Below are 13,842 nucleotides of genomic sequence, written 5' to 3'. Positions count from 1 at the left end.
AGTTACTCCTTCCAATGTCCTTGATCCAAAATTCTTACTTGCTCAGGGGTGGCAGTTCCTGCTTTTCTAGCAGCTATAGCATCATACCATTTGTATCCTTCCACCCACTCATTTTCCCCTATCTTAAAAAATGACTGTGGCTTCTTACCGCCACTCCCCGGGATGGTTCGCTGAATAACCCAAGTATTTCCTTGATCAACAGGAGCACCAGGAGTCCTAGAATGCCATCTCACTTCGTACTTATATGTTCCGTCATTCCAATTATAGGTTATTTGTTCATACCCATTATTCATTGATTTAGCTTTCATATTTGTATTCTCTGGAATTTCGACAGGTGCTTTTTGAGCATACTGCTTTGATATTTTTAATTGTTCTTCTGTACTCATTTCAGAAAATTTTCTATCGGCAGCATTTGGCGTCCCCTTATTCGAACTTTTCTCGTTCTTTCCGCTGTTTCCTTTTCCGCCACTGCCGCTCTTTAATTTAACTACCTTGCCGATTCCCTTGTCCGTTATCCCCGAGACGATTGAATTGCCTACACCTTTAGCTATCCCGTTCCAGTCTTCGGTATCTATCATATGTTGAATTCTTCGACCATCGGCTTCTGCCTCTGCAACCAGTTCATCCCATGCCTTTTCAGGATTGCTTACCCATTTCCATGCTTCTGCGGCGGTGCCAGTTACTACATTCGCCGTAACCCCGATTGGGTCGTTAAGGACGGCCTTTGCCGTATCCAGTGTCGATTTGACCGCCTCGGTACCTCCAGCCCATGCCCCTTTCGCCGCATCAAGCGATTTGTCGAGGGCCGTAGGCTGATATACGACTTCACCTTTTTTCAGGGGTACATATATCCGTTGCCCATTGAACATGGTTATCGTTTTATAACGCATCCGGTTCTTTATCCGCTGAGTCATTTCTTCTTGCGAGTGGTTACTCTGCATTTTCCGGGCAGCCGTAAGCACTTTGCCAATTAGGAAATTCGAGCCTAGTCCTATCTCTCCTGCTTGAGCAAGTCCGCTTCCTATTGCTTGCATGCCCTTCGGCGCAAATTTCCCTCCTGTGGCTGCCAATCCCACGTATGGCACGCTCGCAGCCAAAGATAGCCCAGCTCGCGTATAATCACCACGGGCAGCCGATATTCCAGCGTTCGCCACACTGGCTGCCTTTCCTACGACCGGTATCATCCCGACGACATCCAGCGCAAGCTGGACCCCGTCAAGAAACTTATCCAAGAGGCCCTTCTTCGGCCCCTCCGCAGCTTCCCCATTTTCCCCGGACTCCGGTTCCAAGTCCTTCACATAGACGGGTGCTTTTGTCAGTCCTTCGATTCGAAGGCTTGTCCCTTGGATATCCGTCTCCCCGTCCAGCACGATACTGCTGCTGCCACACAGCAGATACACAGCCTCTCTCGCTTGAATATCCAGTTTCTTGTCGAGCTTGAGCTCCAAATCCTTCTCTGTATGGAACACGATCGCTTGTTTACTGTGAATCTCAATGCCCTCATGTTCATCCATCTTGACGAAAACATGGTTCTCATTGGCCGTCAACACAAGGTCATTGCTTCCGAATTTCACTTCCTTGCCGAAGTTGGTTCCCCAATACTTTACGCCCGGGTTTGCCATCTTGGGTGAATCCTGTCCACCTCTGCGGACGGAATTCAATGCAACCACTTCTTCCTCCTGACGGCTCGGAAAGTACACCTGCACTGCATCTCCAACCTGAGGCATGCAGTAGAACCCGCTGTTTCCTTCCGCCGTGTATACGGAAGAGTACGGGAACCAGTATGCTTCTTGCTTGGCTTGAGCCGAGTCGATGTTCAAATGCACCTGAACTTTATCTTTCGTGACGTCAATGATTTTTCCTTCCAGAGACGCCCCACAAATATCGGGATTGGTCATCGGATTCTGCCGGATACCCGTTGCCGGCCGCAGAAGGTATTCGTAGATGAAGGCCCCTTCGTTGAACCGTGCTGTTGACTCCATCACGGTTAATTCCTTGTCCCTGAATGCAATGCGGTCCCCGATGGAATAGTAACGTTCGGTTTCGATAGAGTAATTCGTAACGTCCGTTTCTTGCAGAACGTCGTTATTGTGCCAATCAATTAGCGTTCGCATGACGCTGTAATGAGCATTCGTCAGGGAATCAGCCTTGCCGTCTGGCACGCCTATCCAAAACTTTGGGGAATCCGCCGCCGCTTCGGGGATGAGGACCGCTCCGAAGCGGGAAGCCATTCGTTTCAGAAACTGCCAATCCGTTTCCTGATACTGCAAGATGAATTGGTTTAATGAGGCGTTGTCAAAGGCAAGATCAATATAATCAGAGCCTGGGTATTCAGAAAGGATATGATGGACGAGCTCCTGGTACAACATGTTTCGATTCTGGAAGGAACGCGTTTTCAGCTTGATATCCATACGCGATGTATGAGATATCCCTTCTAGTTCCAAATAGTAAACGCCCCTAACCGCTTTAACCGCCATGTCAGAGACTACACCGTGGAACAACGTTTTGACCGCATTTCCTTCATCGATCTCTTGAATTTGGATCGTGTCCGAACCACTGGACATATCTATGTATCTATCTTTTTTCTCTTCCGGAATAATTGCCGTAAGATGCAGATGTGCATGCTCGTTTACCTTTTTTTCAATTTGAACGCTGCTGAGGGTCTGTATTTCGTAAGGTGACACAAGCCGGATGTGTTCATACCCGATCAGCTTGCTTGCTGTGCTCACATAATCCCCCCTTCACTTGGGTGGTAAAGCAGTTCAGAATAGATACCTTACAGTCGCGATAAACAACTGAAACTCATTTGGTATCAGAGCCAGAGGCCACAACCTTCTCACGGTATTCTTGCAGTACTTGGTTGTAAGCTGTTTCCTCCATATCTTGATAGCCAGTGAAGAATACTTTTTCGATTTGGCTGTGATCAAACAAAAACGATTGGTTAGGATCAATATTTCCTTCTGGATAGAAGCAAGCAATATAATCCCACAGCTTTTCGCTGTCCCCCGTCTTTTGCAGCCTTCCATAAATCATAACTCTTTTCTCTCCGCCCTTTAGCAGAACAACAGAACCGTTGGGCAGCAATCTCATCGTTTCATCACGCTCCAATCGATCCATATTAATCATTTAAGTGAAATTAGCTAATATACCTATTACTCCAACCATCAACAATACAGCTACAACAATAAAGATACAGGCAAGTACCATTTTATGTTTATCGGGGTCATTTTTTGTTTTGATATATGCACCAGCTAAAATACATACACCTGCTACTAAGCTGCAGAAAATGGCTATCATTTCCACCATCCACAATTTATCTGACATCAAATTATAGTTTTTTAATATTTTATTTATGCCCAATAGGATACCGCCTACACCCACAAGCACCATACCTAAAACAGCAACTTTTGGATAGCGATTTGGTTCTTTTACAACAAGTCTTATTGTAATGAAGGCACAACTGAAAACCAGTATAACGAACAATGGCCACGGTAAATAGCTAAAACTCATCCCGTCCACCTCTCCTCATTTTCCAAACCATTTTTCCTTAAGATAGCTTACACCTGCACTTACTCCCACGCCCACAACAACACCTATCCCTATTACTCCTATAACAGGAGCTCCAAGTGCAGCAGCTCCTGCACCGACAGCTCCCGCCACAACCGTACCGCCAATTGATAAACTAGCAGCACCCACCAGATCACTGCCTTCATATTTCTGAAAGTCTTCATAAACGTCCCACCCAGTTGATAAAACAGCAGCTGGACCTGCAAATTTAGATACTCCTTTAATCACACCTGCGCCTCTTCTAAATTTAACACTCTCAAATTCAGCAGCTGGCCCAAGCCCCGGAGCTTTTGTTACATAATGGGTTCGGTCACTGATTTTATCGATTACTTGTTTTCCGGCTATAGCATCCGCAACTCCAATACCAGAGTTTTTTATAAAATCCTTTTTCAATTGCTCCTGCCAGGTTTGAGCCGCTTCTTGCTCGTTTATGTCTTCTAACAGAGAAGCTCCCTCTAGATTCTGTCCATCATCCTCAACTCGGATTTGCCCGCAATACATGCACATATTCGTTGAATCATTCAACAATGCCGGGAAATTGTCAACCGCCTTGTCTGACTTCCCGCCAATCCACGGCATGGTAACCATTGGCATACAAGGCATTCGCGTCAAGACGCCATTACTCGCTGCCGTCGCCGAAGCAACAGCTGGATTCATTCGACTGCCGCAAGTTCCAAATGGCATAATATTGATGTTCGGGACGTGGTCCATCACATTCATAATGGGCTTGCCCTTCACGTACACGCCATGGCTCATCTGCATTTTCAGTCTGCTCTTCTGGGAACCGAAGCTGCAGCTCAGTATTGCCCCCGCAACGACATAGCTTTTTTTGTCGTCGCTGCCCGACTGGGGTATCATCCCCATCATATCTTTTTCCGCACTCATTGCCGTTCACCTCCTGCTCCAATAGAAGCTAGGCTTCATTTTCAATTTTCTTTAGCTTCAGCCCATTGAAGTCTCGTCGCAGAATGCTCTCTGCTAGAGCCAAATTCACCACGATGATCGTCTCCCTTATACCATCTAATTGGAATAAAGGCGCTTTCCCCGCCCTCGTTCTATCAATGACGAGCCTCTTTAGCGTGTCGTTTCGATAAAATTCGCTCTGCGGCGAGAGGCAATTGAGACGCTGCGGAATCATGAGCCAGTACACATCCTGCCTCATCTGAATCATGTCGAAGATTCCAACCGGGCGATATTTTTGCCTTGGCAAGAACTTGGCTATCAACTGCTTTAGCTTGTCCGACAAGAGTGGAATTGGCCTCTCGATGAAATCTACATATTCGATGTGATCACGTTGTTGAACCTGAAACTGCAGTGTCAGACGATCCAATTCACTTGCTCTCGCCTCGGTTAGCATGTCTTTATGGACTATCTTCGAAATTCCCGCTGGTACAATGGCATCCGGGATGCGTTCATCCTGCGAGAGGATAAAATAGCTCATCTCCCGCCTCCTTTCCCTTCACATTTTCCATAGCACCTGTGCCTGTTGAATCTCGTTCAAGCGAACGCTCTCTCTCTGTTTTACAGAAAACACCGCATTTTTTATGTTCGCTCCGTCAAAGACGGCATCAATTACATTGGCATCGGAGAAATCTGCACCATACAGCCGCGCTCCTGTGAAATCGGCTCCTTCTACATTTGATCCGGCAAAGCTTAATGCCGATATACCGGGCATATAGAGAAAACGCGATTCCTCCCAACCGTTCGATCCTTCAATATCACGGAAAACGGCTCCCTTGAGATCGCAATCGCGGAATTCAGCGCCATGAATCTTGCAGCGGGAGAAATCTGCCCCCTTCAAGTCGGAGCCAATCCACCTTGTTCCAATAAGCACACAGTCTCGCAACAGGCTATGCGACAGGTTGCTGTCAATGAAATCGGAATAACGAAAGTCGAGTTCCCCGTAGTCCCCATCTGTCAATTTAAGATTCCGAAATGACTCGTATGCATACTCACCATCGCTTTTCTCGTCCAGCCATGCCTTGACGGCTTGCGGTGCCTGCTCCCGTTCGTCCCGTTTGAACACTGCCTCACTAATATCCATATATTCTCCTACCCGGATCTCGAACACGGGCTCCTTGACGATATCCTGGTACTCCTTCAGTTGTACCGTTCTTGGCAAGGCATATCTCGCCAATGCAATGACGTAGCGATGAATGAAAAGCGCTTCGTGGAGCAGAATTCTTTCCAGAACAGGGATAGTCACTGCTCCCCCATACAGCTGACGGCTTGCAGTCAATCTCTTAGCCAATATATCCAGATGGCGGAACGCCCACGTGGCATCATAGCTCCCTGCACACGGCGCACCGTCAAATAACCAGTTGGTATCCATGGCCTCGACGAGGTAAGTGTACCTTCCTTCTGCAATTTCAGTACGCAGCATGGAATACATCAAATATCCGATGGCACCTTTGTCTCCCTGATCCTGCGCATCCGTTATCGTTCGGCACATATCCGTGAAGGAAGAAATAAACTCTTCGACAAGCTGCTCCTTATGCAACTGAAAATCCCTCTCCAATATAAGCAGCATGTTCATCCGTTCCCGCCGTACGACATGCTCCCGGAAATGGGCAATTGACTCGGCCTTGTCCACTTCATCCCCCCTTAGTTCGTCTTCAATTCCTTCCCAATAATCGTGGCATTTCCGTCCAGCTTAATGCTGCTCTCCTTGCACGACATGCTGATTTCGTTTTTGGCCGATATGACGACTTTCTTCCCTGAATCCATGAGAATACTATCTTCTGACGTAATTTTGATGTTTTTCTTGCTGAAAATCTCAATTCCGTTTTTCTCATTCAACCTGATAAAAATCTCGCCGTCTTTTGCAGTAATCACAATCTCGTCCGGGCTCATCATCAATTCCTTGCCGGAAGCTGTTCGGAAATATTTGATGTTCGGGTTGCCGAGCTTGTTGGTCCCGCCCTCCGTCGAGTCTTGGCGGACTGAGCTGCTTGCCACGCCCTCTTCCTCTTTGTCGCTTTGGAAATATATGCGCACGGTATCGCCAAGTTCAGGCATGACGTACCAGCCGCTATGCCCTTCTGCCGTGTACACCGAAGTATACGGAAACCAATGGGCCTCGCCCTTGTTCTGCTTCTCATCGATATCCAAGTGCACCCTTACCTTATCTTTGGCGACGTCGATGACCTTGCCTTGCAGCGAAGCGCCGACAATCTGACGATTGTAAAGCACCTTCTGACGCAGGCCTTTGTGCAAACATAGCACGTACATATGCGTCAGCAGACCGTTCTTCACTTCGGTCCGCGCCTCACATACGTACAAGCTCTTGCCTTTGAACCCAATCCAACTGCCAAGCTCCAGCACCCTGTCCGTCTCCACCTCATAGTAGATAAAGTCATTCTCATCCACATTCGGAGAATCGTTTTCGGCAAAATAACGATATGTCGTCATTCGCTTTCTGACCGTATAATGGTAGTCTTCCAAACGGGTTTGGGAGCTGCTCTCGAAAATGCCAAAGTAGAACTTGGGGCGATCGAACACCGCAGCCGGCATTAAGCTCGTATGGTAGCGGGACGCCATTCTTTTGAGAAACTGCCAATCGGTTTCCTGATATTGCACCGTGAACCGTCCCAATCTGGCATTGTCAGTAGCCTCATCCACCACATCCATGCCCGGATAATCCAATGCAATCTCATCCAGCAGCTTCGGGATCGTCATGGCCTTGTTCTGGAAGGATCGGCTCTTTCGTTTCACATCCAGCTTATAAGAATGAGACACGGCTTCCACCTCAAGATAATAGATGTCACGTACGACCTTGATCCCGATATGGAGCACGATACCGCTGAACAACGGTTTGCTGCCGCCTTCCTCATCAATTTGACTGATCTCGATGGTTGTGTCGGCGTCGGTCATCTCCACATAGCTGTCCTTCAGTTCCTCGGGCACAATGCCTGTAAAAGTAAGCCGCGTATGCTCGTTAATTTTTTTCGTCAGCTTCAGCTCCTGCAGATTGACGAGCCGATAGGGGGCCACCTGCAAATTGTGATAAGTCAGAGCGGATTGACTCATTGTTCCGTCCTCCCTTCCTCCGATTCGCCGATGACGAGGGAATCCATGAGGCCCCGGGCAATCGGCTTCCAATGCTTCATTTCCTCTTCTGTGCAATTGAACGTGCAGAGCAGCGCCTTATGCTCCAACTCGGCAAAGAACATCAAATTATACAAATTGACGTTCAGGGCAGGAGCCAGAAATTCGCAATACCCTACATGCTTCCCACTAATCTCACGAATGCCGTCTTCGTACCACTGGAGAATGGGCTGCGTTCGCCGCAGGATCTGAATCATGGCCATCGTAAACTCTTCCATTTCTTCTTCCGTCAAGGCATGATCCGTATGGTTGAATGCGATATTAATGGAGGTGCTGTCATTCGTATATATTAAGTCAGGCCTTCGTTCTGACGGGTATTTCATGGCTGCGGCTTGGGGTGGCATCGGGTGAAACGTCTTGGGCAGCGGCACACGTATTTTTCCGTCCAATATCCATTCTTCCGTAAACGGTATCGTCGCCCCGTCTATCTTCAGTACAGTCTGGTGGACAAGGATGGGTTGATCCGGTTGTATTAAATATTTAGTATCCTTATCCGCAGCCTGCTCTTCACGCCCTTGGTCTCCATATAACATGGAAATGATTTGTTCATCCATATGCTCCATATCGCTCATTTCCTCACCTCTCGTTCATTGCCCCCCTATTGCTGGCATCTTCTTGCATCAATCCACTATAACCCGCTGTCTTCCGCCGTGCCGGACATCCGGCGCCAGCGCTCTGCCGCCCCCCGCTTCGCCGAGAATCCGCCGCAGGCCCGCAAATATCCTTTCATTGGTCAGCTCCCTGTAGCTCGTTCCGAGCCGGTGCCCGAGATAATGCTGGATGACATCCCGCTCCACGGCCCCGCCGTTCAGGCACAGCATGGCGAACCCCGCGTCATAAGCGTGATCCGTTCCGCTCTTCAACAGTTCATTCGCGAAGTAACGCGTGATGAACGGAGACAGCGTGCTGCGCCCCAAGCCCGCATACGGCACATGGATGACGTTGAACGTATTGTATTCCGTCGCCAAATCAACGAAGCTTTGGTAGTCCGAACGCAGCCGAGCGCCTTCCTTCAGCTTGAAGCGCCCCAGCTCCAGCTCGTCCGGCCGGACATGGACGTTGTCTTCATCGAGCATGATCTCCCCTGGAAGCGTGGTGAAGTCACTCAATACCTGTTCCGCACGAAACTGAATTTTGAGCACCGTCTCCTTCCCGTTCGACTGGTAGGGAAGCTCGAAGTCGCGCTCCAGCGTGTATAAGCGGCCATCATGCTTGACGATGCCCCTTGCAATCGTCAGGCTGCTTTTATTAACCTGAACCTCGGCCCCCGTTACAATCCCATCGGAGTGCCGCTGATAGGCGATGTCGACGAACTGTCTCGGGTAATCCCGCAGATTCTCGAGCATGCCGGTCTTCAGAATCCGCCCTTTATGGAAGTGTGGAACCTGATGTGTAAACAAGACGCTCCCCCCTTTCCCTCACACTCCGTTATTTCAAGCCATCGAAGAAATCCAGCTCCGACAAATCATTTTCAAAGGCATTGAACTGCTTCCTGCCCATGTACAGCTGCTCGTTGAGCCGCGCAACCGGTACCGTATCGAAGCCCCAGCTGCCATCGCCTGCGAACACGAACCACTTCGCCTCCCCGTTGGCGATGGAGTCGGTATCATCCTGAGGAATACTATCGCCGAACTGCGCGGCAATCTCCTCATACAGCACGGGACGATAGCTCGCGAAATCATTCTGGTATACTGCCGTATGCCGCAACTGTCCGTCGCCCCCGCGAATATGGAACTCGATCTCGTGCGCGCCAAGCGGCCGCGAGATCGAGCCCTGCGCCTGATCCAGCCGTTCGTAGCCGGAGATGAGCATCTTCTCCCGGCCGGTATGGGTCCAGGCGCTGACCGAATACGGAACGACAGGCGCATGATTCGTCAGCCTGGCTTCAATGAGCCCCGACTTCCGGGCGCTCAAGTATCGCAAGGCGCCCCGCAGGCAGGCCAGCTTCAGATCCGGCACCTTCCCCGAATCCTCCGCCTTCTGCCGGAACTCGATCGCCCGCCCGGGCACGAATTCCTTCAGCGCTTCCCGGAATACGTCAATCCGGCACGATTGGCCCGTCAGCTTGATGATAGAATAATCCTGCAGTCGGCCGTCGCGGTAGAACTCATCCAGGAACTTGCGGACGATGGCGTAAATGTCCCCCCGGATAAGCTGGTTCATCTCCTGAATGTTGAACACGACGTCCGGCGGCTCGTGCACATCCCGGAATTGTCCGTTCTCCCGCAGCGACAGGCACCACCGATCTACGGCGGTAAGGTTCAAGTCGCTCTCCTGCCGGCAGCCGTGCCCCGAATGGAAACGGCTGCGCAGAATGCCCGTCTTGCGGAAAAACTCCTTCTTCATGCCGTCGGCCATCTCCCACAGGACATAGAAATTGTTCCGCACCCGTTGGTATTCATCGCGGGCCCGGTTCTCGTATTCCTTGAACCGGGTCGGCAGGAAGGCCTCCGCCTCGCGGTAGCGTGCGTCGAACTGCGCATAGACCGCTTCTGCGCCAAATTCGTCCACGTGGCGGTAGATGTCCGTGGCCGGTATATCGATTAAGTCATCGATATCCGGCAGGATACCCCCGCTGCCGTAGAATCCGGCGAATGCGATCTTCATGAATTGCATAATGCGGTATGTAATGTTGTTGCCGCCGAAGTTCGTATCCCCGTTCTCGTAAGACGTATGGATATCGAGCTTGTAGGCGATATGCCCATCCTCGATGCGGAAGCGGCATGACGACAGGTCGGTCGTTCCCCCGCCGCAGTCGATAACGAGCGCTTTGTATTCCTCTCCGTCCATGAAGCGATGATGCTCCATCTGATCGGCGATCGTGTTGTATAGCACGGCCAAGCCTTCATCGAGCGCATCGCCCGTCTCAATGTTGTATTCAGGCAGGATATCGGCGAACATGTCGATGAACTGCGCCTTCAGCTTGACCGGCCCGGATAGATGCAGATGCTTGAAGCGGCACTTGAACTGATGCTCGGCCATACGCACCACGTGCCGCATATACGCCCGCAGCATGTCGCTTCTCGTCACGGGGGCCGCATTCCCTTGACTATCCGTCACTTCCTCCAGCCGCTTGTAGTTGTTCACCCAGCGCTTCATGCCGTGAAAGACGGACGCGCTGCCGCTGTACCCGCTCTTCTTCTTGTCCTGCAGCGCGTCGTAGCCGAAGTTGAATCGGATACGCTCCGGATCGGAGCAATCGGCGACTCCGATAACCGTCGGCAGCACCTCGATCCATTCCGCATCCTTGGACATCGTGTCGGGGAACGACACATAGTTGATGCGATCCAGCCGGATGCGTCCGTTCAACAGATCGGTCGCGTTGGGCGAAGTCACATATCCGCTGTCCAAATACGCTCCAGCCGTCGTATTGGACGTTCCGAAATCAATCGCCAATACGGCATCCGTCTCTTCCAGCTCGCGGATGTCCAAGTCCGCGACCGGAACCTTGTAATAGTACAGGTTGGCGGGCGGCAGCGGCTTGTCGCGATAATACGTGTGATACATATATTCCGACACCTGCTTCTGGAAGAAGAGCAAGCTGTATTGACGGTTCGCCGTTTTCTTCACTTCCGCGTCTTCGCCCATCAAGAGGCAATACACCCCTGGCTTCGCTCCGTCCTTCACCAGATTGAGGATAGCGCACAGCTCCAGATTTTCGTTGACGAGCAGAACGTTAGATTCCGTAATCGCCTGCCCGGCTTCGACCTGATATCCGTCGAATCGATCCAGCTTCAAGCCGGAGTATAGTGTAATCTTCGCCGGAATGCGGATGCCGCCGCCATCGGGAAGAGGCGTGCCCAAATAAGTCCTTAGCGCCGCCTCGACCCGGGCAAATCCGCCCGGCTGTATGTGACTGATAAGCAGACTTTCATCCGCGCCCCGGTATTTCATAACGGTCGCGATCAGTCCTTCGCGATCCAGCGTATGAATAAGCCCTTCGACCAGCTTTTCTTGATGGCAAATGTTCCGGAGCTGGAACGTCGTCATTTCCGACAGTTCCTCCCGGTTATATTCCGCATGCTTCCGGCCGTCTTCCCTGCTTGCCGGCTGCGTATAAAGCCTGTATGAGTATCCGCCCATCATTGCCCCCCTCCCAGCCTCGCTTCAAGAGGCTGCTGTGCTGAACGGTTCACTTTTTGTCCGCACTTCGCTTTTTGACCACGCTTAATAGAGCGAAATGCCGCCCAATCGCATCGTGTCATCCACATCGATGATGCCGAAATGGTCTCGCCAATACACTTCCGTATGGAACCGCGCCGGCAGGAACAGCTCCTTAATCAATTCGAGCTTGGCCCGAGCCGTATCGGTCTCCTCCTGTCCGACATAGAACAGCAGCTCATCCTTGTCTTCGCAGTTCGCATAAATCGTCGAGCGCCGGAATATGTCCCGCAGCGTATCCTTGAGCAGGTACACCGCCTCGCCCGTTTCGTACAGACGCAGCACATTGCCGGCGATAGCCTCCCGCTCCTCGCGATCGAACAGCTTGATGCCCTCGCTAACGCGAGCGCCGAATCGGCCCTCCTCCATGTCACGCAGCACGAACTTGATATAATATTCCCGTCTGTTCATGCCCTGGACACGGTCGATGCCCGTCAGGAAGTGCAGCACGATGTCGAACAGCGTGTTCCGCAGCTCCACATCCTCTTCGTTGTTAATATCGAACATGTCCTTGAACAGGTCATAGAACCGATAATACGGGTTGACCTCGACCTGCTGCTCGACCGTCCGTGCGTTGAGGTCCTCCAAGCTTAGCTCCATATAGGGCGAATACACTTTGGCGGGAGCGAACCGGATATTGTTCACGTTCAGACCGGATTGCTCCGCCTTGATGACCAGATCCCATATATAATTCACGCCCATTCCCCTTCGCACTTGTATTCCGGAAAGTACATCTGCACTTCGGACACGAGAAAGCTCATCAGGTCATGCAGTATGAATTGCTCGCCTTCTACCGCATTCAGCGCCCGGAAGCCGAGCCGCATCACTTTCTTGTCTCGTTCTGTACGCACATTGTCACTAATGAACGGGTTCATCTCGTACGTCTGCTCTGTTCCGCCCACCCGTTCCCTGATATCCACATGCTCCAGCTGGAGCATGCGGGCAGCATCGAAGGAGTGCACGATCCGCAGGATTTCACCCTTGGCCCGCACGATCTGCGCTTGCCTGCGCGCATACTTGCCAATAAAGCCGTCCGTTCTCCGATTGGAGACCAGCTCGTATTCAAGGCTGCCGATGCGTGAAGCGACCGGTTGTGAAATTTTCAGAACATTCCACACGCCCGCCCGCTCCTGCGGCGAGACAATCGTCAGCTCGTCCCGCGTGCGCTTGATGTAGCGAATGTTGTCTTCATTGCCTTCCACGAGATAGCCATGCTCGCTGCCCGTCTTGTGCAGCGACAGCACATGCTCGAAGTTGACGCGGTCGGATGCGGGAACCGGGAATCCGCTGTTTTTGATGGCGAGCTGTTCAATGTTCCAGAGCGGAACGACATCGACCCGCTTATGCGGCTCGAATTCCTCCAGATCGACCGTAATCTCGTAAATCTCGTCTTCTTCCCGCAGCGTATCCTCGCAGTCCGTGAGCAGAACGTCGAAAAACTTGTGCGCATACGGATGATTGACCGTTTTCCATGGAATGCTATTTTGCTGAAATACATGGTATAGCTTTTCAATCTCATTGATGTATAGCCGGCTTTGCGACAGCCGCACCTGAATGGCGCAGCTGCCTCCGGACGTCTTCATTTCCCCACGGAACGTTCTCTTTCCAGCCAACAGATCTCGCAGCGCCGCGAAATCACATTGCAAAAACAGCGTAAACAGCAGCGCTTCCTCCTGCCGTTGGACATGTGCCACTAGGCTGCTCATATCGATGTGCTTCCGCGCCGCATCTTCCGGCAGCATCGGGTGCAGAAAGTCGTGAATCGGGTCCAGGTCGTCACGGCGGCACATCGAGACGAAGATGTCATGCTTGTCCTCGCCGTCCTCCACCTCGTCGAACACCTTGCGCTCCATATTCCGGTTCATCTCTTCCTGATATTCCACCAGATTCAAGAACAATCCGGTCATCAACTGCTTCAGCAGCTTACGCTGCTCGAGATCCTCCATCTTGCTTAACCGATCGTGTACGATGTCCTTCATGGCGATTGACGAGTTCCCTCCTTCTGCG

11 protein-coding genes and 1 pseudogene are annotated in these 13,842 nt (G+C 51.2%); all 12 read right to left on the bottom strand.

Annotated elements, in window-relative coordinates:
- Positions 1 to 2 precede the first annotated feature (2 nt).
- Complete coding sequence (locus LQV63_RS13655) at positions 3 to 2,729, bottom strand: contractile injection system protein, VgrG/Pvc8 family (RefSeq protein ID WP_233697122.1); 2,727 nt, start codon at positions 2,727 to 2,729, stop codon at positions 3 to 5.
- A 73-nt stretch (positions 2,730 to 2,802) separates the two neighbouring features.
- Positions 2,803 to 3,090 carry a DUF4176 domain-containing protein gene (locus LQV63_RS13650; RefSeq protein WP_233697121.1) on the bottom strand — a complete coding sequence of 96 codons (288 nt, stop codon included), beginning with the start codon at positions 3,088 to 3,090 and terminating at the stop codon, positions 2,803 to 2,805.
- Between the two features lie 36 nt (positions 3,091 to 3,126).
- Positions 3,127 to 3,510, bottom strand: a complete 384-nt coding sequence (locus LQV63_RS13645; protein ID WP_233697120.1) for a hypothetical protein — start codon at positions 3,508 to 3,510, stop codon at positions 3,127 to 3,129.
- A 510-nt stretch (positions 3,511 to 4,020) separates the two neighbouring features.
- Positions 4,021 to 4,431: pseudogene (locus LQV63_RS13640) on the bottom strand (DUF4280 domain-containing protein); the annotation flags it as partial.
- 49 nt (positions 4,432 to 4,480) lie between these two features.
- Positions 4,481 to 5,008: a serine protease gene (locus tag LQV63_RS13635; protein WP_233697119.1), complete on the bottom strand. Its 528-nt coding sequence runs from the start codon at positions 5,006 to 5,008 to the stop codon at positions 4,481 to 4,483.
- Positions 5,009 to 5,026: 18 nt separating this feature from the next.
- Positions 5,027 to 6,160, bottom strand: coding sequence for a pentapeptide repeat-containing protein (locus LQV63_RS31795; RefSeq protein ID WP_233697118.1), 1,134 nt, complete (start codon positions 6,158 to 6,160; stop codon positions 5,027 to 5,029).
- Between the two features lie 11 nt (positions 6,161 to 6,171).
- Complete coding sequence (locus LQV63_RS13625; protein ID WP_233697117.1) at positions 6,172 to 7,596, bottom strand: contractile injection system protein, VgrG/Pvc8 family; 1,425 nt, start codon at positions 7,594 to 7,596, stop codon at positions 6,172 to 6,174.
- Complete coding sequence (locus LQV63_RS13620) at positions 7,593 to 8,246, bottom strand: hypothetical protein (RefSeq protein ID WP_233697116.1); 654 nt, start codon at positions 8,244 to 8,246, stop codon at positions 7,593 to 7,595. The genes LQV63_RS13625 and LQV63_RS13620 overlap by 4 nt, the downstream gene beginning before the upstream one ends.
- Positions 8,247 to 8,294: 48 nt before the next feature.
- Complete coding sequence (locus LQV63_RS13615) at positions 8,295 to 9,074, bottom strand: DNA and RNA helicase (RefSeq protein WP_233697115.1); 780 nt, start codon at positions 9,072 to 9,074, stop codon at positions 8,295 to 8,297.
- A 28-nt stretch (positions 9,075 to 9,102) separates the two neighbouring features.
- A complete protein-coding gene (locus tag LQV63_RS13610; RefSeq protein ID WP_233697159.1) occupies positions 9,103 to 11,757 on the bottom strand; it encodes an Hsp70 family protein in 2,655 nt (884 codons plus the stop codon).
- A gap of 84 nt (positions 11,758 to 11,841) precedes the next feature.
- Entirely contained in the window at positions 11,842 to 12,537 is a 696-nt protein-coding gene (locus LQV63_RS13605) for a hypothetical protein (RefSeq protein ID WP_036703120.1), read from the bottom strand.
- Complete coding sequence (locus LQV63_RS13600; protein ID WP_019419342.1) at positions 12,528 to 13,814, bottom strand: hypothetical protein; 1,287 nt, start codon at positions 13,812 to 13,814, stop codon at positions 12,528 to 12,530. Before LQV63_RS13600 ends, LQV63_RS13605 begins: the two co-directional genes overlap by 10 nt.
- Between the last annotated feature and the right edge of the window lie 28 nt (positions 13,815 to 13,842).

Origin of the sequence: Paenibacillus profundus (genome assembly GCF_021369635.1) — a bacterium.
Classification (GTDB): Bacteria; Bacillota; Bacilli; order Paenibacillales; family Paenibacillaceae; genus Paenibacillus_B; species Paenibacillus_B profundus.
The sequence above is the reverse complement of the archived record's forward strand: the minus strand, read 5'-3'. Positions and strand labels throughout refer to the sequence as shown.